This window comes from Pseudomonas sp. P108 (genome assembly GCF_032613195.1).
Taxonomy (GTDB): Bacteria; Pseudomonadota; Gammaproteobacteria; order Pseudomonadales; family Pseudomonadaceae; genus Aquipseudomonas.
The window spans coordinates 4,050,833-4,073,815 of record NZ_CP126691.1; the positions used below are offsets into that span (position 1 = coordinate 4,050,833).

At 60.2% G+C, this 22,983-nt stretch carries 21 protein-coding genes; 11 read left to right on the forward strand and 10 right to left on the reverse strand.

Features of this window, described 5'->3' with window-relative positions; translation table 11 throughout:
• Positions 1 to 59: 59 nt before the first annotated feature.
• From QOM10_RS17665 to QOM10_RS17680, 4 genes are all read right to left on the reverse strand, one after another.
• Positions 60 to 215, reverse strand: a complete 156-nt coding sequence (locus QOM10_RS17665; RefSeq protein ID WP_081265204.1) for a DUF2474 domain-containing protein — start codon at positions 213 to 215, stop codon at positions 60 to 62.
• Positions 202 to 1,218, reverse strand: a complete 1,017-nt coding sequence (gene cydB, locus QOM10_RS17670; RefSeq protein WP_316916648.1) for a cytochrome d ubiquinol oxidase subunit II — start codon at positions 1,216 to 1,218, stop codon at positions 202 to 204. Before cydB ends, QOM10_RS17665 begins: the two co-directional genes overlap by 14 nt.
• Before the next feature lie 3 nt (positions 1,219 to 1,221).
• Positions 1,222 to 2,625, reverse strand: a complete 1,404-nt coding sequence (locus QOM10_RS17675; RefSeq protein WP_316916649.1) for a cytochrome ubiquinol oxidase subunit I — start codon at positions 2,623 to 2,625, stop codon at positions 1,222 to 1,224.
• A 104-nt stretch (positions 2,626 to 2,729) separates the two neighbouring features.
• A complete protein-coding gene (locus tag QOM10_RS17680; protein ID WP_316916650.1) occupies positions 2,730 to 5,054 on the reverse strand; it encodes an FdhF/YdeP family oxidoreductase in 2,325 nt (774 codons plus the stop codon).
• Between the two features lie 354 nt (positions 5,055 to 5,408).
• Here QOM10_RS17680 and moaA point away from each other — a divergent pair, with 354 nt between their 5' ends.
• Positions 5,409 to 6,407, forward strand: coding sequence for a GTP 3',8-cyclase MoaA (gene moaA, locus QOM10_RS17685; RefSeq protein WP_316916651.1), 999 nt, complete (start codon positions 5,409 to 5,411; stop codon positions 6,405 to 6,407).
• Between the two features lie 35 nt (positions 6,408 to 6,442).
• Positions 6,443 to 7,339 (forward strand): bestrophin family protein, encoded by an 897-nt coding sequence (locus QOM10_RS17690; protein WP_316916652.1) that lies wholly within the window; start codon positions 6,443 to 6,445, stop codon positions 7,337 to 7,339.
• A 538-nt stretch (positions 7,340 to 7,877) separates the two neighbouring features.
• Here the strand turns inward: QOM10_RS17690 and glp are convergent.
• Positions 7,878 to 9,083 carry a gephyrin-like molybdotransferase Glp gene (glp, locus tag QOM10_RS17695; RefSeq protein WP_316918390.1) on the reverse strand — a complete coding sequence of 402 codons (1,206 nt, stop codon included), beginning with the start codon at positions 9,081 to 9,083 and terminating at the stop codon, positions 7,878 to 7,880.
• A complete protein-coding gene (moaB, locus tag QOM10_RS17700) occupies positions 9,080 to 9,619 on the reverse strand; it encodes a molybdenum cofactor biosynthesis protein B (RefSeq protein WP_316916653.1) in 540 nt (179 codons plus the stop codon). Before moaB ends, glp begins: the two co-directional genes overlap by 4 nt.
• 289 nt (positions 9,620 to 9,908) lie before the next feature.
• On the opposite strand from moaB, the gene QOM10_RS17705 reads away from it, so the two are divergent.
• From QOM10_RS17705 to QOM10_RS17740, 8 genes are all read left to right on the forward strand, one after another.
• Entirely contained in the window at positions 9,909 to 10,808 is a 900-nt protein-coding gene (locus QOM10_RS17705; RefSeq protein WP_095124581.1) for a LysR family transcriptional regulator, read from the forward strand.
• A gap of 216 nt (positions 10,809 to 11,024) precedes the next feature.
• Entirely contained in the window at positions 11,025 to 11,870 is an 846-nt protein-coding gene (gene fdhD / locus QOM10_RS17710) for a formate dehydrogenase accessory sulfurtransferase FdhD (protein WP_127928658.1), read from the forward strand.
• A complete protein-coding gene (gene moaC, locus QOM10_RS17715; protein ID WP_127928660.1) occupies positions 11,867 to 12,352 on the forward strand; it encodes a cyclic pyranopterin monophosphate synthase MoaC in 486 nt (161 codons plus the stop codon). The genes fdhD and moaC overlap by 4 nt, the downstream gene beginning before the upstream one ends.
• On the forward strand, positions 12,349 to 12,600 hold the full coding sequence (locus QOM10_RS17720; protein WP_093440717.1) for a MoaD/ThiS family protein: 252 nt from the start codon (positions 12,349 to 12,351) through the stop codon (positions 12,598 to 12,600). The genes moaC and QOM10_RS17720 overlap by 4 nt, the downstream gene beginning before the upstream one ends.
• A gap of 3 nt (positions 12,601 to 12,603) precedes the next feature.
• Positions 12,604 to 13,065 (forward strand): molybdopterin synthase catalytic subunit MoaE, encoded by a 462-nt coding sequence (gene moaE, locus QOM10_RS17725; protein WP_316916654.1) that lies wholly within the window; start codon positions 12,604 to 12,606, stop codon positions 13,063 to 13,065.
• A 330-nt stretch (positions 13,066 to 13,395) separates the two neighbouring features.
• A complete protein-coding gene (gene chrA, locus QOM10_RS17730; RefSeq protein ID WP_316916655.1) occupies positions 13,396 to 14,739 on the forward strand; it encodes a chromate efflux transporter in 1,344 nt (447 codons plus the stop codon).
• 407 nt (positions 14,740 to 15,146) lie between these two features.
• Positions 15,147 to 16,511, forward strand: coding sequence for a glutamine synthetase family protein (locus tag QOM10_RS17735; protein ID WP_160040808.1), 1,365 nt, complete (start codon positions 15,147 to 15,149; stop codon positions 16,509 to 16,511).
• A gap of 149 nt (positions 16,512 to 16,660) precedes the next feature.
• The gene (locus tag QOM10_RS17740; protein ID WP_316916656.1) at positions 16,661 to 17,944 is read left to right on the forward strand and encodes an FAD-binding oxidoreductase; all 1,284 of its coding nucleotides are present in this window, start codon (positions 16,661 to 16,663) and stop codon (positions 17,942 to 17,944) included.
• Between the two features lie 133 nt (positions 17,945 to 18,077).
• Here QOM10_RS17740 and QOM10_RS17745 read toward each other — a convergent pair whose 3' ends face one another.
• The gene (locus QOM10_RS17745) at positions 18,078 to 18,863 is read right to left on the reverse strand and encodes a DeoR/GlpR family DNA-binding transcription regulator (protein ID WP_316916657.1); all 786 of its coding nucleotides are present in this window, start codon (positions 18,861 to 18,863) and stop codon (positions 18,078 to 18,080) included.
• A gap of 253 nt (positions 18,864 to 19,116) precedes the next feature.
• Positions 19,117 to 20,010: a LysR family transcriptional regulator gene (locus QOM10_RS17750; protein ID WP_316916658.1), complete on the reverse strand. Its 894-nt coding sequence runs from the start codon at positions 20,008 to 20,010 to the stop codon at positions 19,117 to 19,119.
• Positions 20,011 to 20,095: 85 nt separating this feature from the next.
• Between QOM10_RS17750 and QOM10_RS17755 the strand changes: the two genes are divergently transcribed.
• Complete coding sequence (locus QOM10_RS17755; RefSeq protein ID WP_127928672.1) at positions 20,096 to 20,872, forward strand: NAD(P)H-dependent oxidoreductase; 777 nt, start codon at positions 20,096 to 20,098, stop codon at positions 20,870 to 20,872.
• A 335-nt stretch (positions 20,873 to 21,207) separates the two neighbouring features.
• On the opposite strand, the gene QOM10_RS17760 is transcribed toward QOM10_RS17755, so the two are convergent.
• Both QOM10_RS17760 and QOM10_RS17765 read right to left on the reverse strand, forming a co-directional pair.
• Complete coding sequence (locus QOM10_RS17760; RefSeq protein ID WP_127928674.1) at positions 21,208 to 22,227, reverse strand: AbrB family transcriptional regulator; 1,020 nt, start codon at positions 22,225 to 22,227, stop codon at positions 21,208 to 21,210.
• Between the two features lie 50 nt (positions 22,228 to 22,277).
• The gene (locus tag QOM10_RS17765) at positions 22,278 to 22,925 is read right to left on the reverse strand and encodes a hypothetical protein (protein WP_150650431.1); all 648 of its coding nucleotides are present in this window, start codon (positions 22,923 to 22,925) and stop codon (positions 22,278 to 22,280) included.
• Positions 22,926 to 22,983: the final 58 nt, after the last annotated feature.

Below are 22,983 nucleotides of genomic sequence, written 5' to 3' on the forward strand. Positions count from 1 at the left end.
AGTGACCTCGAGATCGGCGGCAATAAAAAACCGGAGCCTGGCTCCGGTTTTTCTTGGGGTCAGTGGGTTCTCATGCCCGCTGCGTACATCGCCAGTTTCAGCAGGCTTGCCACCACCGCCAGCGACACCACGCTGCCCAGCCAGATCAACAACAGCCAGCCCAGACGCTTGTACCACCGGCTGCTTTTCACTTCACGGGAATCAATGGTAGCCATCGCCAATCCTCACTTTGCCGCGGAATACGTAGTAGCTCCAGAAGGTGTACATCAGGATCACCGGCAGGATGAACAGTGCGCCGATCAGCGCGAACAACTGGCTCGACGGTGGTGACGCGGCGGCCCAGATGCTCACCGACGGCGGGATGATGTTCGGCCAGATGCTCAGCGCCAGGCCGATGTAACCGAGCAACATCAGCACCAGGGTGAACACAAACGGCCAGTGCGTATGCCGCTGACGCAACGTGCGCAGCAGCCCGAACAGCGCCAGCAACGCCAACATCACCAACCCGGCAAACACCTGCAGATGCCCGTGCGTCGACCAACGCGTCGCCAGTTCTGGATGCAGTTGCAGGGTCCACACGCCAATCACCAGCACCATCGCCATCAACAGCAAGGCCAGCGGCCGGGTGAACAGGCGCATCCGCGATTCCAGCATGCCCTCGGTCTTGACCAGCAACCAGGTGCTGCCGAGCAAGGCATACGCGATCACCAGGCCCACGCCACACACCAGCGGAAACGGTGCCAACCAGTCCAGACCGCCACCGGCAAACTGCCGATCGACCACCGGAATCCCGGACACATACGCGCCGATCACCACGCCTTGGGCGAACGTCGCCAGCAGCGAACCACCGATAAACGCCTTATCCCACCAATGACGCTTTTGCGGCGACGACTTGAAGCGAAACTCGAACGCCACACCGCGGAAAATCAACCCGCAAAGCATCAGGATCAGCGGCAGATACAGCGCCTCGAGAATCACCCCGTACGCCAGCGGAAACGCGCCATACAACGCCGCGCCACCGAGCACCAACCACGTCTCGTTACCGTCCCAGACCGGCGCGACGGTGTTCATCATCACATCGCGTTCCTGCTCATCCGGGATCAGCGGAAACAGGATCCCCAGCCCCAGATCGAAGCCGTCCATGATCACGTACATCATCACCCCGAAGGCGATGATCACTCCCCAGATCAACGAGAGATCGATACCCTGAATAGCCATAACTCAATGCTCCTTCATAGGGGTGGTAGCCGCCGAAAGCGGTCGGCGCGGAGTCTGCAATTCATCGCCAGCAGGCGGATGCTCGTGGTGCGGTTGCGGGCCTTTTTTCACCAGATTCATCATGTAGCCGATGCCCACGCTGAACACGGTGAAATAGATCACCACGAACAGCGCCAGCGACGTACTCATCTGCGCCACCGAGTGATGCGACGCGGCATCGTGGGTGCGCAGCAAGCCATACACCACCCACGGCTGACGCCCGACTTCAGTGGTGATCCAACCCGCCAGCAGCGCAATCAGCCCGCTCGGCCCCATCAGCAACACCAGACGCTGAAAGCCGCGATGAGCGTAGAGCTTGCCGCCCCGGCGCAGCGCCAACCCCATCAAACCAACAAGGATCATCAACATCCCCAGCCCGGCCATGACGCGGAAGCTCCAGAAAATCACGGTCGAATTCGGCCGGTCTTCTTTCGGGAAGCTCTTCAGCGCCGGGATCTGCTTGTCGAGGCTGTGGGTGAGGATCAGGCTGCCGAGGTACGGAATCTCCAACGCATACCTGGTCTTCTCCGCGTCCATATCAGGAATACCAAACAGCACCAGCGGCGTCGGGCCGTTATCGGCGTTTTCCCAGTGGCCTTCGATGGCGGCGATCTTCGCCGGTTGATGCTCCAGCGTGTTCAAGCCATGGGCGTCACCGACCACCGCTTGAATCGGCGCAACGATCAGGGCCATCCACAACGCCATGGAAAACATCTTGCGCACCGGCGCCGTGTTATTGCCGCGCAGCAAATGCCAGGCAGCCGACGCACCGACGAAGAACGACGTCGCCACAAACGCGGCAATCGCCATGTGCGCCAAACGGAACGGGAATGACGGGTTGAACACGATCGCCAGCCAGTCCAGCGGCACCACCCGCCCGTCAACGATTTCGAAGCCCTGCGGCGTCTGCATCCAGCTGTTCGACGCAAGAATCCAGAACGTCGAAATCAACGTGCCGATCGCCACCATCACCGTGGCGAAGAAGTGCAAGCCCCGGCCGACACGGTTCCAGCCAAACAACATCACCCCGAGGAACCCGGCCTCAAGGAAGAACGCGGTCAGCACTTCATAGGTCAGCAGCGGCCCGGTGATGCTCCCGGCAAAATCCGAGAAGCCGCTCCAGTTGGTGCCGAACTGGTACGCCATGACCAGCCCCGACACCACGCCCATGCCAAAGTTGACCGCAAAGATCTTCGACCAGAAATGGTAGAGATCGCGGTACGTATCGTTGCGGGTTTTCAGCCACAGGCCTTCGAGTACCGCGAGAAAACTCGCCAGGCCAATGGTGATCGCCGGGAAAATAATGTGGAACGAAACCGTGAACGCGAATTGAATTCGCGCCAGGTCCAGTGCCTCCAGATTGAACATGATGATGTCCTCATCCAGGCTGAAAAGCGGCAGCACGAGCCCGGGCCACCGCCAGACGCGAACGCCTGCAGCCAGTCAAATTGCTATGGTTTATGGGTTGCGGGTTACGCCACCGACGACGGGATCAGGTTGCTGGCCTTCGCGGCTTCGAGGCGGATCGCCACGAATTTGGAGGTCGGCGTGTACGTCCGCTCGCCGTAACTTTCCAGCGGCACTAGCGGATTGGTCTCCGGGTAATACGCCGCTGCCTGCCCTGCGGGAATGTCGTAGGCGATCAAAGTAAAACCGCTGACCCGACGTTCACGTTCGTCATCCCACAGCGCGACCAGATCAACCTTCTGCCCCGGCTCGAAACCCAGGCGCTGGATGTCCTGCTCGTTGGCGAAGATCACATCGCGCATGCCATAGACCCCGCGATACCGGTCATCGAGGCCGTACAGCGTGGTGTTGTACTGATCGTGGGAACGCATGGTTTGCAGAATCAGATGCGGCTTGACCGGCAGGTTGCGCACGCCCTCGCTGATCAAGTGCTCGGGCAGCACGCACGGGGTGAACTGCGCCTTGCCGCTGGCGGTGTTCCAGACCCGATCCGAAGCGTCGTTACCGAGGTGAAAACCACCTGGAATCAGCAGTTTTTCGTTGAAGTTTTCGAAGCCCGGAATCACGTCGGCAATCAGGTTGCGGATGCGCCCGTAGTCGCCCACCACCCATTCCCAATCGATCGGGTGTTTGCCCAAAGTCGCGGCGGCGATCCCGGCAATGATCGCCGGCTCGGATTTCAAATGCGCCGACTTCGGTTTCAACTGACCGAACGACAAATGCACCATGCTGAACGTGTCTTCGACGGTTACGCCTTGCGGGCCTTCAGCCTGGATATCGATGTCGGTACGCCCGAGGCACGGCAGAATCAGCGCGTCGCGACCGGTGACCAAATGGCTGCGGTTGAGCTTGGTCGCGATATGCACGGTCAGATCGAGTTTGCGCATCGCGGCGTGGGTGCGCGGGGTGTCCGGCGTGGCTTGGGCAAAGTTGCCGCCCAGACCGATGAACACCTTGGCTTCGCCACGTTCCATGGCGCCGATCGCCATCACCGTGTTGTGCCCGTGCATGCGCGGCACGTCGAAGTTGAAGCGTTTTTCCAGCGCGTCCATCAAGTCTTTCGGCGCCAGCTCGTTGATGCCCATGGTGCGGTCGCCCTGCACGTTACTGTGTCCGCGAACCGGGGAAAGCCCGGCGCCCGGACGGCCGACGTTACCGCGCAGCAGTTGCAGGTTGATGACCTCCTGCAAGGTCGCCACCGAATGCACGTGTTGGGTCAGGCCCATGGCCCAGCACATGATCACGCTTTTGGCGCGGCCATACATGCGCGCGGCCAGTTCGATGTCATGCAACGGCACGCCAGACTGCTCGAGAATGTGCTCCCAGCTTGTCGCCTCGACTTCAGCCAGATAGCTGTCGAGCCCTGTGGTGTGCTCGGCAATGAACGCATGATCGAACACCGGCTCGCCGCCCGTTGCCTGAGCTTCGCGTTCCCACTGCAGGAGGAATTTGACCATGCCGCGAATCATCGCCATGTCGCCGCCAAGGGCCGGACGGAAGTACGCGGTGTTGGTCGCTTCCCAGCCGTTGCTGAGCATTTCGAGCGGGTTCTGCGGGTTCTGGAAACGCTCCAGGCCACGCTCTTTCAGCGGATTGATACAGACCACTTGCGCGCCACGTTTCACCGCTTCACGCAGCGGTTCGAGCATGCGCGGGTGATTGGTGCCGGGGTTCTGGCCGATGACGAAAATCGCATCGGCGTGATGCAGATCCTCGTAGACCACGGTGCCTTTACCGACGCCAAGGGTTTCGATCATGCTCACCGCGCTGGCTTCGTGGCACATGTTCGAGCAGTCGGGGAAGTTGTTGGTGCCGAACGCCCGCACGAACAATTGATAGAGAAACGCCGCTTCATTGCTCGCACGACCGGAGGTGTAGAACTCGGCCTCGTGCGGCGATTTGAGGTTTTTCAGGTGATCGGCAATCAGCGTGAACGCGTCGTCCCAGCTGATTTCCACATAGCGGTCGACCCGCGCGTCGTAGCGCATCGGGTGGGTCAGACGCCCCTGATATTCCAGCCAGTAGTCGCTCTGCTCGGCCAGGCTCGACACCGTGTACTTGTTGAAGAACGCCGGGTCGACCAAACGCCCGGTCGCTTCCCAGTTCACCGCTTTCGCGCCGTTTTCGCAGAACTTCAACATGCTCGCGCCCGGCGCTTCACCCCAGGCGCAACCCGGGCAGTCGAAGCCGCCGTTCTGGTTGGTCTTGAGCATGGCGCGGATGTTCTTCAGGGCGTTTTCACTGCCCAGCCAGGATTTGGTCAGGCTGATGACAGCGCCCCAACCGGCAGCGGCGCCTTTGTAGGGTTTGTAACGGTCGACTTGTGACATGGGACTCTCCATGACGATGCACACAGGCATGAACCTGATTCGGTTAAACAGCGACGGCCGACTTTCAAGGTTGCAAAGCGGTCGTTGGGTTTGCCGGGGCAAGGATATAAACCGTTACAAAACGTTGTCTAATCGCTATTAATGACCGCCTTATCGAAAGCATCTATCACGGCTAAAAACCTTTTATTTACGGGGCCTTGCGAAACTAACGGAGCAACTTTCCACGAAAAATAATTCATCATCGACGGCATCAATCAGCTGTTCATTAACAGTGATTGGACGCCACTGAAAGTTAGCCATAACCTGCGCTGACCAAACTCCTTCAACCGGGGTTTTCATTCCTGCGAGGCTGTCATGTCAGAGCGTGTCTTGATCGATGGTTACAACCGCCGCGTCGACTATCTGCGCATGTCGGTGACCGACCGCTGCGACTTCCGCTGCGTCTATTGCATGGCCGAAGACATGCAGTTTCTGCCACGGCAGCAGGTGCTGACGCTGGAGGAAATCTACCAACTGGCACAGAGCTTTGTGGCGCTCGGCACGCGCAAGATTCGCCTCACCGGTGGCGAGCCGCTGATCCGTCCGGGCGTGGTCAAGCTGTGCGAGCAGATCGCCGCCCTGCCCGGCCTGCGCGAGTTGTGCATGACCACCAACGGCTCGCAGCTCGGCAAACTCGCCGCGCCGTTGTTCGACGCCGGGGTCAAACGCCTGAACATCAGCCTCGACAGCCTCGATGCGCAGCGCTTCAAGCAGATGACCCGCACGGGCGATCTGGCGCAGGTGATCAACGGCATCGATGCCGCGCGCAAGGCCGGTTTTACCCGCACTAAACTCAACGTGGTGGTGATGCAGGGCCGTAATGATCAAGAGATCAACGATCTGGTCAGCTTCGCCATTGATCGTCAGCTCGACGTCTCTTTCATCGAAGAGATGCCGCTGGGGATCATCAGTGAACACAGTCGTGCCGAGTCATTTTTCTCCAGCGCCCAGGTGCGCGAAAAGATTGCCGAACGCTATACCCTGATCGACTCGGCGGAGTCGACGCAAGGCCCGTCGCGCTACTGGCGGCTGGCCGAGGCGCCGGAGATTCGCCTGGGCTTTATCTCACCGCACAGCCACAACTTTTGCGGCACCTGCAACCGCGTACGCCTCACCGTTGAAGGGCGCCTGCTACTGTGTCTGGGTAACGAGCATTCGGTGGATCTGAAAGCGCTGCTGCGCGCCCACCCGGGGCAACCGCAGCGGCTGGAGAAAGCCATTGTCGAGGCGATGAAACTCAAGCCGTATCGGCATAATTTCGAAGTGAACGATGATGTTCAGGTCGTGCGCTTCATGAACATGACGGGCGGCTAGACCGCCCCTTCCAAGGGTTATCGGAACCGCATAGCATGATCATCAGACCCAAGGTCAACCAGTTCGCCATTCTCTTCACCCTCAAGGGTTCGATCGCCAAGCGCATCGCCCTGCGCACGTTGATGGTCACCCTGCTCGCTTCGGCTATCGTGCTGGTGGAAATCCTCCATCCGAGCAATTTCACCAAGGTCAACGCCACGCCGTTTACCTTGCTCGGTTTGTCGCTGTCGATCTTCATGAATTTTCGCAACAATGCCTGCTATGACCGCTGGTACGAGGCGCGCAAGGCCTGGGGCGAAGTGATCGTGCACATTCGCTCGGTGATCCGTGAAACCCATGTGCTTCGTGAATCGGCTGAGCGCAAGCCGTTGTTGCTCAACCTGTGCGGCTTTGCCCATGCGTTGAACGCGCGATTACGCAAGGAAAGCGAGGCCGATGCGAGCAGCCAATGGATCATGCCCAAACCCGATCCACAGACGCCGGATTACAGTGGGCGCATTCTGCAAACGGTCGGCCAGCAGTGTTCCGATCTGCATCAAAACGGTGAGCTGACTGAGTGGCGCTACATGTTGCTGGCCAATCACCTGACCAGCCTGACCCAGGCGCAAGCGGTATGTGAACGGATCAAAACCACGCCACTACCATTTCCCTACACGCTGTTGCTGCACCGGACGATTTATCTGTTCTGCATCCTGCTGCCGTTCGCCATGGCGGAACCGCTGGGCTGGCTGACGCCGCTGTTCACGGCGATTGTCAGCTACACGTTCTTTGGCCTGGATGCGATTGCCGATGAGCTGGAAGACCCGTTCGGCCGCGATGAAAACGACCTGCCGACCGATGCACTGGTGCGCACCATCGAACGCGATATCCTCAGCGAACTGGGCGCAGACGTACCGCCGGCGCTGAAGCCGGTTGACTATGTGCTGAGCTGATCCTTCTCTCCATACACCCCGAAACCCTGTGGGAGCGAGCCTGCTCGCGATAGCGCCGGCCCAGTCAACATCTTCGTCGACTGACCCTCCGCCATCGCGAGCAGGCTCACTCCTACAGGTTTTGCATTCACACCCGGATATTGATGAGCGCCATAAAGCCATTGTGGGAGCGAGCCTGCTCGCGAAGGGGCCCTATCAGCCAAAATCAATGTTGACTGACACTTCGCATTCGCGAGCAGGCTCGCTCCCACAGGTTTTGCGTACACCGCGGATATTGTTGAGCACCACAAAACCATTGTAGGCCTTCGCCTGCTCGCGATAGCGCCGGTGCAGTCAACATCTTCGTCGACTGACCCTCCGTCATCGCGAGCAGGCTCACTCCTACAGGTTTTGCATTCACACCCGAGTATTGATGAGCGCCAAATCCATTGTGGGAGCGAGCCTGCTCGCGAAGGGGCCCTATCAGCCAAAATCAATGTTGACTGACACTTCGCATTCGCGAGCAGGCTCGCTCCCACAGTTTTGATTGGTGGTGAGGTCAGAAGAGTTCGTTGAACGGGATGAAGCGCAGCGGATCGCCGGCGTTGTGCGGGCTGTTCTCAGGGATTTCCACCAGGCCATCGGCCCAGGTGGCGCCGAGCAGGACGCCGGAGCTTTGATTGGGATAAAGCACTGCGTGCCCTGCTTCCAGCTTCACCCGCAGGTATTCACGACGGCTGCCAGCCTTGTGCCAATCGAAGCCCGCGTTGACCGTAAAACTCAGCGGCGTGACGTCTTCGACACCTTGTACGCGCAGCAGATACGGCCGCGCCAACAACCCGAACGTCACCAGCGCCGACGTCGGATTGCCCGGCAAACCAATCACCGGCACCGTGCCGAAATGCCCGACCGTCAGTGGCTTGCCTGGCTTGATCGCGAGTTTCCACAACAGCGGTTTGCCGTTGTCGCGCAGCACCTGCCCGAGGCAATCGGCATCGCCGGCAGACACGCCGCCCGTGGTCAGAATCAGATCCGCGCTCACTTGCAGTTGCTCAAGTTTGAGCCGCGTCTGCGCCGGGCGATCCGGGAGGATGCCGGCGTCGATCACCTCGCAGCCCAACTCCCGCAACCAGTGGCCGAGCAATACGCGGTTGCTGTTGTAGATGCTGCCGGGGCGCAGCGGCTGACCCGGTTCGACCAGTTCATCACCGGTCGACAGCAGCGCCACACGCGGGCGACGCACCACGTGCAGTTGCGCCAGCCCTTGCCCGGCGGCGACCGCCAGTTCGAACGGCCCAAGACGCTTGCCGGCGCGCAGCAGGATGTCGCCGACGCGATTTTCCTGACCTTGCCCGCGGATATTCTGCCCCGCCTTCAGCGGCTGCAAGAAGCGCACGCGGCCGTCCCCCAGCACTTCGACGTTCTCCTGCATCTCGACGCAGGTGGCGCCGGGCGGCAGCGGTGCGCCGGTAAAAATCCGTGCGCAGGTGCCGGGCAGCAACATGTCCGGCGCCAGCCCGGCGTAAACCTTCTGTGAGACCTGCAGCGGCTGTCGGTGCAGATCGGCGAGATTGAGCGCGTAACCGTCCATGGCGCTGTTCGGCCACGGCGGCAAGTCGAGGGTCGCCACCAGATCACTGGCCAGCACCCGCCCACGCGCATCGTCGAGCGCCAGCAGTTCGCTGTCGGCCAGACGTTGCTCATTGGCCATGCCGAGCAACTGGTCGAGTGCGTCCTCGACCGGCATCAACGGTGCCCGGCTCATCCGCGAGTGCCGCAGGCCTGCACGGCTTTCAGGTGCGGAACGAAGTTGCACGGGCGATGACGGTTATCCAGCTGCTCGGCAAGAATGCCTTCCCACGCCGTACGGCAAGCACCGGTCGAACCCGGCAGGCAGCACACCAGCGTGTCGTTCGACAGCCCGGCCAGCGCGCGGCTTTGCACGGTGGACGTGCCGATATCCAGAATCGAAATCGCCCGGAACAGCTCACCGAAACCGTCGATCTGTTTATCGAACAAACAAGCCACCGCTTCCGGCGTACTGTCGCGACCGGTAAACCCGGTACCACCGGTGATCAGCACCACCTGAATGCCTTCGTCGGCGATCCAGTTCGCTACCTGAGCGCGGATCTTGTACAGATCGTCCTTGAGCAAGTTGCGCTCACTCAAGGTGTGCCCGGCTTCCAGCAAACGACTGACCAGCAACTGGCCGGACGTATCGCTGGCGTAATCGCGCGTATCGCTGACCGTCAGTACGGCAATATTCAGGGGGACAAACAGGGCATCGGCTTTGGCGCTCATGGCAGTTCTCCGGCAGCAGTCAATCAACATTGCCGAGCAGCCTAAGTGCCACTTATGAGTACTGTCTAATCACTCTGGCCAACCACATTATCGACCGCCTCTATCGGTGCCTTTCACGTTGTTCAGGGCCAGTGAAACCGGGCCTGATAGAGCCGATCGATAGTCCCTTAAACACTTCCGATTGGACGAACAACCGTTCAGATGAGATCGTCGCACCCTGCGCTTTTCGTGCGCCTCGCGCATCTGCGTCAATACTCAATCAAAAAATCCTCATCGAGCAGGTGCCATCGTGGACATCAAACAACTCAAGTTCCTGATCGCACTGGACGAAACCCGCCACTTCGGCCAGGCCGCCGCACGCTGCCACATCACCCAACCGACGTTGTCGATGCGCCTGCGCAATCTGGAAGACGAACTGGATCTGGTGCTGGTCAACCGTGGCCAGCGCTTTGAAGGTTTCACCCAGGCTGGCGAGCGCGTGCTGGCCTGGGCGCGCACCTTGCTGGCGGCACACGATGGCTTGTTTGCCGAAGCGGCGGCGTGTCGCGGGCAATTGGTCGGTAGTCTGCGTCTGGGTCTGGTGCCGCTGAGCAGCTTCAACCCGGTCAATTACATTCAGGGGTTGTCGGGGACGTATCCGGAGTTGAAGTTCAGCCTGTCGTCGCTCAGCTCCGACGAGATCATTGCCGGGCTGGGCAACAATCAGCTTGATCTCGGCGTGTGCTACCTCGATCACGTCAACCCGAACTATTTCGAGTTTTTCGAGATCGGCGAAACCCGCGTCGGCTTGCTTTACGACAACCGCCATTTCCATTTCGAAGGCTCGGAAATGAGCTGGGAAGACGCCGCCGAATTGCCGCTGGGGATGATCACCGCCGGCATGCATTATCGTAAATCCATCGATTTGAGTTTCCGCAGCCGTGGCCTCAGTCCACAGCCGATCATGGAAAGCGATTCGACCTATCAGCTGTTGCAGGCGATTCACCAAGGCTTCTGCTGCGCGATCATGCCGCTGGACAGCGGGCTTGAGGAGCCGATCGAGCACCTGTCGTTCATGCAGTTGCCGGATGCCAGTGTGCTGGCGCCGCTGGGGCTGGTGATGCGCAAGACCGAACCGCGCTCGGCGATTGCCGAGAAGTGTTTTGCCGAGGCGCGGAAGTTGTTTGGGGTAGAAGTGCCCGCTGAATAATTGATGTTGGATGTCAGACCGCCTTCGCGAGCAGGCTCGCTCCTACAGGGGAACGCATTCCAAATGTAGGAGTGAGCCTGCTCGCGATGGGGCCTGACCCGACAACACATATTTTGGTTGATCGACCAAAGCAATCACCACATCGGAACAAGCGATTGGACGCATTTTTAACGCCCCCGTAGCCTGAACACTCTTCAGCGCCTCGGGACTTTCAAGATGCTCTGCCAAGTCGAAACCGTCACAGAATCCACCAGCGAACCCAACGCTCCAGCACCGCAACCGGCGCAGGTGGCGTTTCGCGAATACCTGCCGGATGCCGCCCTCTCCCACGCAGCGCTGGCCTCGGAAATCGCCCTCGCCATCAGCTACAACGGCCTGAGCCAGGCAGTGATGATGGTCTCGCCCGGCAACCTCGAAGACTTCATCCGTGGCTTCAGTTTGAGCAACGCGATCATCGACAGCGTCGACGAGATCTACGACATCCGCCTCACGCATTTCGATCAGGCCTGTCAGGCCGAGGTGCAGATTTCCAGCCGGGCGTTCTGGGCCTTGAAGGATCACCGGCGGCAAATGACCGGCACCAGTGGCTGCGGCATCTGCGGCGTCGAAGCGCTGGAACAGGCGTTGCCGCAACTGCAAATTCTGCAACCTTCACCGCTGCCGCCGGCTGAGCATTTCGACGGCATTCGCCAACGCATCGAACAGGCCCAGCAACTGGCGCGCAGCAGCGGCGCCCTGCACGCCGCGCTGTACTTCGGCGCCGACGGTGAAGCGCTGCTGTGCCGCGAAGACATCGGCCGCCACAACGCCCTCGACAAGCTGATCGGCGCGATGCAGATCGACGCCATCGATGCGGCTGAAGGCTTCGTCGTGGTCACCAGCCGTTGCAGCCTCGAACTGATTCACAAAGCCGTGCGTGCGCGCCTCGGCACCCTCGTCAGTCTTTCGGCACCTACCGCGTTGACCGTGCGTTGGGCGCTCAAGCACCGACTTAATCTGATCCATGTGCCGCACCGCAACGCCCCGCGAATTTACAGCCCGATCCAGGAGTATTCCGCATGAGCCACACCCTCACCCACCTCGACGATCAGGGCCGCGCCAACATGGTCGACGTCAGCGATAAAGCCGCGACCCGCCGCGAAGCCAGCGCGCAAGCCTGGGTGCAGATGCGCCCGCAAACCCTGCAGATGATTCAGGCCAACGGTCATCCGAAAGGCGATGTCTTCGCGGTGGCGCGGATTGCCGGAATACAAGCGGCCAAGCGCACTCATGAACTGATCCCGCTGTGCCATGCGCTGTTGCTCAGTTCGATTCACGTCGAACTCAAGGCCTGCGAACCTGACCGGGTGCAGATCACCAGCACCTGTCGCCTCACCGGCCAGACCGGCGTCGAACTCGAAGCGTTGACTGCCGCCAGCGTCGCCGCGCTGACCATTTACGACATGTGCAAAGCGGTGGACCGGGCGATGGTGATTGGCGACATCCGCCTGCTCAGCAAACAGGGCGGACGCTCCGGCCACTTTCAATGGGAGGACGCGCAATGATCCTGATCAACTACTTCGCCAGCTACCGTGACCGGCTCAATCTCGGTGGTGAAAAAATCCCGCTGACTGAGGCTTTGGGCAGTGTTGAAGATGTCCGGCAGATGCTGATGCAGCGCGGTGAGTTGTGGCGCGAAGTACTCGGTGCCAGCAACCTGATGTGCGCGGTGAATCAGGAGCTGTGTCAGCCGAGTCAGGTGATTGAAGATTTCGATGAGATCGCTTTTTTCCCGCCAGTGACCGGGGGGTGATCGATGGCTATTCGAGTCCAGCACAAGAGCTTCGACGTCGGCCAGTTGACGGCTGATCTGCACGCGCGCAATCCACGGGTGGGCGCGGTGGTGAATTTCATTGGTTATGTGCGTGATCTGAATATTGGCCAGAGTGTGCATGAACTGTTTCTTGAGCACTATCCGGGCATGACCGAAAAAGCCCTCGAGCAGATCGCCGAAGAGGCCCGCGAGCGCTGGCCGCTGTTGGGGGTGGAGATTGTGCATCGGGTCGGTGCGTTGTCGGTGAGTGAGCCGATCGTGTTTGTCGGGGTCAGCAGCAAGCATCGGCATATGGCGTTCGAGGCCTGCGCGTTCATGATGGACGTGCTCAAGACCCGCGCGCCGTTCTGGAAGCGCGAGACTACGCCTGAGGGTTCGCACTGGGTCGAGGGCCGTGAGAGCGATCGGGATGCGGCGTTGCGCTGGAGTCTGGCGCATGCCTGAAGAGCAAAAGCCCCTCACCCTAGCCCTCCCGAAACGTCGGACCGCCCCGAGGGAGAGGGGACTGATTGGGGGATATTGCAGAAGTACGCCGACGTGAAGGAGTTGTGGTGAATCCATAATCGATGGGATCTTTCCGGTCATGGAGAACGCCAGACACCTCGATCGGCCCCTTCGGGTGACCATCAAATCCATAATCGACTCGATCTTTCAGGTCGATGTAAAACGCCAGACACCTCGGTCGGCTCCCTCTCCCTCTGGGAGAGGGCTGGGGTGAGGGTTGAAAGTCTGGTTAGATAGCCACTCCGCCAGGATTCAACTCCGGAGTCTCGCTTGAGCACAGCGCCGAACAACCTGCCCCGCCCCGATCCCGTCACCCTGCGCCAGGCCTGGCGTTTCTGGCTGAAACTCGGCTGCATCGGTTTCGGCGGGCCGGCCGGGCAGATCGCGATCATGCATCAGGAGCTGGTCGAGCGCCGGCGCTGGATCTCTGAAAAGCGTTTCCTGCACGCGCTCAACTACTGCATGTTGCTGCCCGGCCCCGAGGCTCAGCAATTGGCGACGTACATCGGCTGGCTGCTGCATCGCACCTGGGGCGGAGTCATCGCTGGTGTGCTGTTTGTGTTGCCGTCGTTGTTCATTCTGATCGCCTTGTCCTGGCTGTACGTCGCTTTCGGGGATGTGCCAGCGGTGGCCGGGGTGTTTTACGGGATCAAACCGGCAATCACCGCGATAGTGCTGCACGCCGCGCATCGCATCGGCTCGCGTGCATTGAAGAATGCCTGGCTGTGGGCGATTGCCGGGGCGTCGTTCGTGGCGATTTTCGCCTTCAATGTGCCCTTCCCCTTGATCGTCCTCGGGGCTGCGTTGATCGGCTATCTGGGCGGACGATTCGCGCCGCAGCGGTTCAGCAACGCAGGTGCGCGTAACAGCGAGAAATCCTTCGGCGCGGCGTTGATCGACGACGATACGCCGGCGCCCGAACACGCCCGTTTCAGTCTGCCGAAGTTGCTGCGTCTGGGGTTGATCGGCGCAGTGCTCTGGTGTTTACCGATGGCGTTACTGACGGTGCTGTTCGGCTGGGACGGCACGTTCACGCAAATGGCCTGGTTCTTCACCAAAGCCGCGCTGCTTACCTTTGGCGGCGCTTACGCGGTGCTGCCTTACGTCTATCAGGGCGCCGTCGGGCATTACGGCTGGTTGACGGCAACGCAGATGATCGACGGCCTCGCCCTCGGCGAAACCACGCCGGGCCCGCTGATCATGGTGGTGGCGTTTGTCGGTTTCGTCGGTGCCTACGTGCAACCGGCGCTCGGCCCCGAACATGCCGTTGCCGCCGGGGCGCTGGCGGCAACGCTGGTGACCTGGTTCACCTTCCTGCCCTCGTTTCTGTTCATCCTCGCCGGCGGGCCGTTGGTGGAATCGACGCACAACGAACTGAAGTTCACCGCACCGCTGACGGCGATCACTGCCGCCGTGGTCGGGGTGATTGTCAATCTGGCGTGTTTCTTCGCTTATCACGTGTTCTGGCCGAACGGTTTTACCGGGGCGCTGGATGTGTTTTCGCTGATGCTGGCTGTTGCGGCAGCATTGGCTTTGTTCGTTTTCAAGCGCGGCGTGATCAGCGTGTTGATCGTTTGCGCCCTCGCCGGGCTGGGCTTTCACCTGATGCGCTGAAGCGTGGCCTGCGAATCTCCCGTTTACACGCCCGGGAATTCCCCCTTACTATCCGGGCACACCGGTTGGCGGCTCAGCCCGCCACCGACGTTTTCCGCCAACGGAAACACGCGTTATGAGTACGTCACTACAACAAGCAGAATCGTTGAACGTCTCTACCCTGCGCGCCCTCTCTCACAGGGGCGGCGTATGAATCGTATCGTCAATCTCCCCATGGCCCTGCGCCGTTCCAAGCTGCGTCACTCCGCACGCCCGCCGGATATCGCCCGGTCTGTCTGATCGCGTCCGTTAAAGAACCGCGACAGCCCCCTACTTCTTGATATCCCTGCCAGGACAGCCACGCCTATTGCCGCGTCGTGTCCGGCCCGAATCTGCGCGCCCGTGCGGCGCCATCGTGAGTGATCGTTATGAAATTCGCAGCCCTTGAAGACGCAAGCCTGTTCCTTGAACAGAACCCCGATATCGACATGATCGAGTTGTTCATCCTCGACGCCAACGGCGTGCCACGCGGCAAGCTGTTGCACCGCGAAGAACTGCTTGCCGTGTACCAAAGCGGTCGGCCGCTACCCAGCACCATCCTCGGTCTGACCGTGCAGGGTGAAGACGTCGAGAACTCCGGTCTGGTCTGGGACGTCGGCGATATCGACTGCCGCGCCTATCCCCTTGAGGGCAGTCTGGTGCGCCTGCCATGGCGGCAGATTCCGACCGCCGCCGTGCAGGTCAGCATGCACCCGACCGAGGGCATGCCAGCGAGCATCGCCGACCCTCGGCACTTGCTGATCAAGGTCATCGACGGCCTCAAAGCCGAGGGTTATTACCCGGTGATGGCGTGTGAACTGGAGTTCTATCTGCTCGACGCCAAACGCGATCACAACGGCCGCCCGCAACCGGCACTGGACGCCGACGGTGGTCGACCGCGACACACTCAGGTTTACGGTTTGCGTGAGCTGGAACAGATCGAACCGTTTCTCGCCGACCTCTACAGCTCCTGCAAACTGCACGGTATTCCGGCGCGCACGGCGATCTCCGAGTACGCGCCGGGTCAGGTGGAAATCACCCTTGAACACGGTGACGCGCTGGAGGCGATGGACCAGGCCGTGCGCTACAAACGGCTGGTCAAAGCCATCGCCCACAAGCACGGCATGCAGGCGACCTTCATGGCCAAGCCGTTCGATGATCTGGCCGGCACCGGCATGCACATGCACGTGAGTCTGGCCGATGGCGCGGGGCACAATCTGTTCGCCTCCGAAGACCCGGCCGGCACGCCGCTGCTGCGCACGGCGATTGGCGGCATGCTCGCGTCCTTGCTCGATTCGCTGCTGCTGTTCTGCCCGAACGCCAACTCGTACCGGCGCTTCCAGGCCAACAGCTACGCACCGTTGGCGCCGACCTGGGGTGTCGACAACCGCACCGTCAGCCTGCGCGTACCGGGCGGCCCGGCCAACACCCGGCACATCGAACACCGCATCTGCGGCGCCGATGCCAACCCGTATCTGGCCGCGGCGGCGATCCTTGCCGGGATTCATCGTGGCATTCGTGAAGACCTTGATCCGGGTGCGCCGGTTGAAGGCAATGGTTATGCGCAGGCGAAGGAGTTACTGCCGACCGATTGGCTGACCTCGCTGCAGGCGCTGGAGAATTCGGTGTGGGCGCGGGACGCCTTGGGGCAGGAGTTTCTCGGGGTGTATCTGGCGGTGAAGCGTGCCGAGTACCGGCAGTTCATGGCCGAAGTGGGTGAGCAGGATTGGCGTTGGTATCTCACCGAAGCTTAACGATCCGACACCGAACCTGTGGGAGCGAGCCTGCTCGCGAAGGCGTCGTCACATTCAACATGTTGGGTGACTGACACGCCGCTTTCGCGAGCAGGCTCGCTCCCACAGGGGATTGCACTCCGACTCCCGAATTTTGTGTGGACACTGACATGACCGAACGCTGCAATTCCTACTACACCGCCACCCTCAACCAGGAAACCGACTACCCGACCCTGCAAGGCCGGCACAAGGTCGACGTGGTGATCATCGGCGGCGGCTTTACCGGCGTCGCCACCGCTGTCGAACTCGCCGAAAAAGGCCTGAAAGTCGCTATCGTCGAAAGCCACAAGATCGGCTGGGGCGCCACCGGGCGCAATGGCGGCCAAGTCACCGGCAGCCTTTCCGGTGACGGTGCGATGCGCAAACAGATGCGTTCGAAACTCGGCGACGAGGTCGATGATTTCATCTGGCACCTGCGCTGGCGCGGGCATGAAATCATCCAGCAACGCGTCGAGAAATACGGCATTCAATGCGATCTCAAACACGGCCATTTACACGCGGCGTACAAGCCCAGTCACATGACTGACTTGCGCAAGGATTATGAAGAAGCCGTACGGCGCGGATTAGGTGATGAAGTCAGCCTGCTCGACCGCAGCCAAGTGCGTGACCTGCTGCAAAGCGACCTCTACCACGGCGCAATCAAGAATACGCGCAACATGCATCTACACCCGCTCAACCTGTGCATCGGCGAAGCGCGGGCGGCGGAAGGTCTGGGGGCGCTGATCTTCGAAAACAGCGAAGTGCTGGAGATCATTCACGGCGCTACGCCGGGCGTTCGCACGGCTCACGGCCAGATCGACGCCAAGCAAGTGATGCTCGCCGGCGACGTCTATCACAAGCTCGAACCCGGTCAGCTCAAAGGCAAGATTTTCCCGGCCATGGGCGGCATTGTCACCACCGCGCCGCTCGGCGATCTGGCCAAGCAGATCAACCCGGAAGATCTGGCGGTGTACGACTGCCGCTTCGTCCTCGACTACTACCGACTCACTGCCGATGGCCGCCTGTTGTTTGGTGGCGGCGCCAATTACAGCGGCAAGGATTCACGGGACATCGCCGCCGAACTGCGCCCGTGTATCGAGCAAACCTTCCCGGCGCTCAAAGGCGTGCAGATCGACTACCAGTGGAGCTGCGCGATGGGCATCGTGATCAACCGCATCCCGCAACTGGGCAAGCTCTCGGACAACGTCTGGTATTGCCAGGGCTACTCGGGGCACGGCATCGCGACGACGCACATCATGGGCGAAATCATGAGCCGCGCGATCACCGGGCAGATGGAGCAGTTCGATACGTTTGCCCAGTGCCAGCACATACGCGTGCCGATGGGGGATTTGCTCGGTAACCCGTTGTTGGCTGCCGGGATGTGGTATTACCAGATGCTTGAGCGCCTACGCTGAAACATGTGTTGAATATACCGGCCCCTTCGCGAGCAAGCTCGCTCCCACAGTTGACCGAGTTCTATCTCAGAAACGCGTTCGAATGTGGGAGCGAGCCTGCTCGCGATGAGGCCATCAGGCCCACCACAAAACCTCAATCCGGCAACTGCTCGACCACAATCCCCAACCGCCGGTAATCCTCGACACTCCCCGACGCCAGATGCCGCTCGGTAATCAGCGTATGCAGGCGCGAACACGGCGCCACCACAAACGGCTCCACCGCCCCCAACTTATCCGCCGTGGTCACCGCAATCACCCGCGCGGCGCCATCGAGCATCGCCTGCTTCACCGGCACTTCATCGAAATGCAGCGAGGTGATCCCCACTTCCGGATGAATCGCACAGACCCCGGTAATCGCCAGATCCGCCCTGATCCCGGCCAGCAGTCGTAGCGCCTCATGCCCACCCGCTGCCATCGTTCGCGGGTTCAACTGGCCGCCGGCGAGAATCACTTTCACAGCCTTGAATTCAGACAAGGCAATCGCCGTCATCGGCGAAGCCGTCACCGCCGTGATGCTGATATCTGCCCGCAACGAGCGCGCCACCTGCAGCGTGGTCGAGCCGGAATCGAACAGCACAATCTGCCCGTCTTCAATCTCCTGCGCCGCCCTTTGCGCCAAACGGATCTTGACCTCATCCGTCTCGTCCAGCCGCGTGAAGTAATCCTTTCCGGAATCCTTCGGACGCGGCAGCGCCCCGCCGTGCACGCGTTGCACCAGCCCGGCGTTGTCCAGTTCGGCGAGGTCGCGGCGGATGGTGTCCTCGGACACCGCGAAGTGCTGGCTCAACTCGGACGCCATGACCTTGCCGTCGCGTTCGAGGAGCAAAAGAATTTTTTGTCGACGCAGGGACGGCAGTTCAGCCGCAGAATGATCGCGCATGGTTATGCCTGTTTATGCTTGTAATTGCAGGTTTCGCGAGACTAACCAAAGCCTCGCGCAAACACAAATCGGCAGGTATCGATTGTTTCGATCTTTGCAATCAACAAGGCGAATTTTTTCTTTGCTTTCAACCTGTTCAGAATGACCACACTCTAAAAGGCTCAGGATGAACACCTCATGAATCTCAATTTTGCGTTTGCGTGCATGATCGTCGTGTCGTTTGCGATTGCCCTCGGCCACGCCTGACAGTGCCTCATACCGACGCCAACAAATGCTCACGCAGCCATTTGTGCGCCGGATCGCGATGCGAACGTTCACCCCAGAACATCGCCATCTCGTAGCCCGGCACTTCCAGCGGCGCGTCGACCACTTGCAACGCCGGGTTGCCGCGCACCAGGCGTGACGGCAGCATCGCCACCAGATCGGTGCTCGCCAACACCGACATCGCCATCAGAAAGTGCGGCACCGACAACACCACTTTTCTCATCAGCCCAACATCGGCCAACGCCCGGTCGGTCACTCCGAAAAAGCCCCCGCCCTCGCGCGACACCATCACGTGCTCCAGCGCGCAGAACTGTTCGCGGCTCGGCGCCTGCATCAAACCTGGATGCCCGACTCTACCGGCCAGCACATAACGCTCGGTGAACAGCGGACGTCGATGCAACTCCGGCGGCGCGTCTTCGCTGATGTGCAGCGCCAGATCGAACACGCCCTGCTCGGCCTGTTTGACCAAATGCGCCGGTGTCAGATCGATCACCGCCAGCCGCGTGCCCGGCGCCTGTTCGCGCAAGCCGCCCAGCGCCGGCAACACCACCGTTGACTCGCCGTAATCGGTCGCGGCGATTTTCCAGATGTGGGTCGCCAGCGCCGGGTCGAACGCGCTGGCCGGCGCCACCGCCCTCTCCAACGCTTCCAATGCCTCGCGCAACGGTTCACGCAATTCATCGGCGCGCGCCGTCGGGCGCATGCCGCGCGGCCCGGGCAACAACAGCGGATCACCAAAGATGTCGCGCAACTTGGCCAGATGCACACTCACCGAAGGCTGCGACAGGTTCAGGCGCTGCGCCGCGCGGGTGACGTTGTGCTCCGACAGCAACACATCGAGGGTCAGCAACAGATTGATATCCAGCCGTCTCAAATTATTCATGGCTATACCAGACATATCAGACATTCATTTCCAATATACCGATTGAACGCTGATCCTGCAGTCACTCAGCTAACGGAGCTTCAACATGAACGTGCTACTGGTTTACGCCCATCCAGAACCGACTTCCCTCAACGGCTCGCTGCGCGACTTCAGCGTCCAGCGCCTGCAAGCCGCCGGCCACACCGTGCAGGTCTCCGACCTCTATGCAATGAACTGGAAAGCCAGCCTCGACGCTGACGATGCCCCGCAGCGCGATGCGACTAAACCGTTCCACGCCTCCCTCGACTCGAAAATCGCTTACGCCGAAGGCACCCAGGCTGCCGACATCGCTCGCGAGCAGGAAAAACTGTTGTGGGCGGATGCGCTGATTCTGCAGTTTCCGCTGTGGTGGTTCACCATGCCCGCCATTCTCAAAGGTTGGGTCGATCGGGTATACGCCTACGGTTTTGCCTATGGCGTCGGCGAACATTCCGACAGTCGTTGGGGCGAGCGTTATGGCGAAGGGAAAATGAAAGGCAAACGGGCGATGTTGATGGTCACCACTGGCGGCTGGGAATCGCACTATGCGCCGCGTGGGATTAATGGGCCGATGGATGATCTGCTGTTTCCGATTCAACACGGGATTTTGTACTACCCCGGTTTTGAAGTGGTGCCACCGTTTGTGGTGTATCGGACTAGTCGGATGGACGCTGCGCGCTATACCGAGACTTGCGAGGAATTGGGGCGGCGGCTGGATGAATTGTGGAGTGCGCGGCCGATCGGGTTTCGGCAGCAGAATGCGGGGGAGTATGAAATCCCTGCTTTGACGTTGAAGAGCGATATCGCGCCGGATAGCGAAGGCTTCGACGCACACATCCGCTAGCGCCGCATCGACCACGTAGAGCAAAAGCCCCTCACCCTAACCCTCTCCCATAGGGAGAGGGGACTGACCGAGTTGTTTTTTCGAGCTACGCCGACCTGGTATATCGAGCCGAACTAAAGTTTTGAACAGCCCACAATCGGCTCCCTTCCCCCTCGCCCCCCTTGGGACTGACCGAGTTGTTTTTTCGAGCTACGCCGACCTGGGATATCGAGCCGAACTCAAGTTTTGAACAGCCCACAATCGGCTCCCTTTCCCCTCGCCCCCTTGGGGGAGAGGGCTGGGGTGAGGGGGATGGATCTAACTGACACACCGCAACACATTGGCATCAGCTCGAGTCATGTTTCCTCGCGCGCCCGTCGCACCTGCACCAACAACGCCGGGGCAAAATGCAGCAACACCATCCGGCTCAAATGATGAGTCAGGATAAACACCACATTCAGCCCACCACCAAACGCGACAATCGCAATCGTCTCAATCGCACCTGGCATGTACGCCAGCCACAGCGACAGCGGATCACTGCCCAACCAGCGTGCTGCGACTTCAGCAAATACTGCAGCAACCACGATCATCAAACCGACCGAGACCAACGCCGTGCGGCCGTGACGCCCCAGCTCCGCGACACCCAGCCCCTGAAAACGTGAACCGATCCGCACGCCGAGAATCAGCGCCGCCAGATTCAGGCTCCAGTCCGGCATATGAAAACCGTGCAGCCATCCCGCTTTCACAAACACCGCCGTGATGATGATCGCGGTGAGCATGAACGGCGCCGGCACGCCGATCACCAGCAGCAAGCGTCCGAGCAGTACACTCAGCGCAATCACCGAACACGCGGTCAGCGCCATGCCCGTCGTCAATGGGTCACCATCGGCAACCGCGATGGCCGCTTGGCCGGGAATCAGGAAACTCACCAGCACGGTAATCAGCAGCAAGCGCATCAGGTGCACGATGATGACCTTGCTCGACGCCTTTTCCGACTCGAGTAAATCGAATACTGCTGCCAGCGCACCGGGATAAACCGCCAACAGCGCATCGGTGCGATTCCAGCCCGCGCCGCGTGTCAGCCACCATCCGGCCAATGCGATCTGCACTGCCAGGCAGATAAGCAACACGCCGAGGCTCGGCAACATCGTCGAGGCCGTCGCGCTGTCCCACGCTTCAAACATGAGCCCGGTGGCGATGCCCAGCGTGACCTGGATGTAACCCAGTCCATAGGGGGTTGCCGGGGCGATACCGGTTTTACTGGCGAACAATGCGGTAACGACGATCGAACCCAGCAGCAGGCCATGGGGTACGCCTTCGAACTGCAACAGTGCGCCGAAACCAGCCGCAATCAACAAACACAGAATAGATTTCATCAATCCTCCATCGACTTGAAAGTGTGACTTACGTCGTCTGAACCAATGAGTCAGGATGTACTTTCATGGCGCGTGATCGATGGTTTCTTCGGTGTTTGCGCAACCAGTATTCTGCGGGTGTGCTGTTCCTGTGACTGAACCAGCTTCTCGCCCTTGATAATCTTCAGGCATTCAAGCAACGAGCTGACACCAAAGAAACCCGCGACCGGCACGGTGATCCCCATCCAAAAGGCGAATTTCGGTTCAAGCCCCATTGGCTGGATCAACAGGAGTGGAGACATCGCAATAGCGGACCACACGATATACAGGGTGAAACTCCAGGCTTTTCTCCAGATCCTGGAAAAACGCTTTCTATACTTCGGGCGGAAATCAATCCTGTGGCGCTCGACATCAAGCTCAACGTACTTTCTGGAAAGCACATAGTCCCTGAGGTTTCTGGCCGGATTAACGAGGGAAATCAGATACGCGACATCGGCGGGATTGATCGTCGAAGTACCCGCGATAGCCAGGTAGCCGCGCTCCCTGACCAAAAGAGGTAAATCAGGATTCTGCTCAATATCCTTCAACACCTCTTTAGCGACCCGGTACTCCTCCGCAAGCCGGCTTTTGCCCATAAACGATAATTCGCGAATCACCTTTGTCGCAGCAGCGACGACTCCGATTACCGTCAGTAGCTGAACGATCGTTGCAAACTCCATCCTTGGTTCCTCCCTCTGTGCCTTGCATGGCAGTAAATCGATCGGGAAATGACCTGAG

What these genes read in the sequence shown, in the direction of transcription:
- QOM10_RS17680 (WP_316916650.1), bottom strand. Translation starts at nt 5,054, where the DNA reads ATGTCACAAGTCGACCGTTACAAACCCTACAAAGGCGCCGCTGCCGGT.
- QOM10_RS17740 (WP_316916656.1), top strand. Translation starts at nt 16,661, where the DNA reads ATGACCGAACGCTGCAATTCCTACTACACCGCCACCCTCAACCAGGAA.
- QOM10_RS17765 (WP_150650431.1), bottom strand. Translation starts at nt 22,925, where the DNA reads ATGGAGTTTGCAACGATCGTTCAGCTACTGACGGTAATCGGAGTCGTC.
- moaA (WP_316916651.1), top strand. Translation starts at nt 5,409, where the DNA reads ATGTCAGAGCGTGTCTTGATCGATGGTTACAACCGCCGCGTCGACTAT.
- QOM10_RS17745 (WP_316916657.1), bottom strand. Translation starts at nt 18,863, where the DNA reads ATGCGCGATCATTCTGCGGCTGAACTGCCGTCCCTGCGTCGACAAAAA.
- QOM10_RS17665 (WP_081265204.1), bottom strand. Translation starts at nt 215, where the DNA reads ATGGCTACCATTGATTCCCGTGAAGTGAAAAGCAGCCGGTGGTACAAG.
- QOM10_RS17690 (WP_316916652.1), top strand. Translation starts at nt 6,443, where the DNA reads ATGATCATCAGACCCAAGGTCAACCAGTTCGCCATTCTCTTCACCCTC.
- QOM10_RS17750 (WP_316916658.1), bottom strand. Translation starts at nt 20,010, where the DNA reads ATGAATAATTTGAGACGGCTGGATATCAATCTGTTGCTGACCCTCGAT.
- QOM10_RS17675 (WP_316916649.1), bottom strand. Translation starts at nt 2,625, where the DNA reads ATGTTCAATCTGGAGGCACTGGACCTGGCGCGAATTCAATTCGCGTTC.
- QOM10_RS17720 (WP_093440717.1), top strand. Translation starts at nt 12,349, where the DNA reads ATGATCCTGATCAACTACTTCGCCAGCTACCGTGACCGGCTCAATCTC.
- QOM10_RS17760 (WP_127928674.1), bottom strand. Translation starts at nt 22,227, where the DNA reads ATGAAATCTATTCTGTGTTTGTTGATTGCGGCTGGTTTCGGCGCACTG.
- moaB (WP_316916653.1), bottom strand. Translation starts at nt 9,619, where the DNA reads ATGAGCGCCAAAGCCGATGCCCTGTTTGTCCCCCTGAATATTGCCGTA.
- moaC (WP_127928660.1), top strand. Translation starts at nt 11,867, where the DNA reads ATGAGCCACACCCTCACCCACCTCGACGATCAGGGCCGCGCCAACATG.
- fdhD (WP_127928658.1), top strand. Translation starts at nt 11,025, where the DNA reads ATGCTCTGCCAAGTCGAAACCGTCACAGAATCCACCAGCGAACCCAAC.
- QOM10_RS17755 (WP_127928672.1), top strand. Translation starts at nt 20,096, where the DNA reads ATGAACGTGCTACTGGTTTACGCCCATCCAGAACCGACTTCCCTCAAC.
- glp (WP_316918390.1), bottom strand. Translation starts at nt 9,083, where the DNA reads ATGAGCCGGGCACCGTTGATGCCGGTCGAGGACGCACTCGACCAGTTG.
- QOM10_RS17735 (WP_160040808.1), top strand. Translation starts at nt 15,147, where the DNA reads ATGAAATTCGCAGCCCTTGAAGACGCAAGCCTGTTCCTTGAACAGAAC.
- cydB (WP_316916648.1), bottom strand. Translation starts at nt 1,218, where the DNA reads ATGGCTATTCAGGGTATCGATCTCTCGTTGATCTGGGGAGTGATCATC.
- moaE (WP_316916654.1), top strand. Translation starts at nt 12,604, where the DNA reads ATGGCTATTCGAGTCCAGCACAAGAGCTTCGACGTCGGCCAGTTGACG.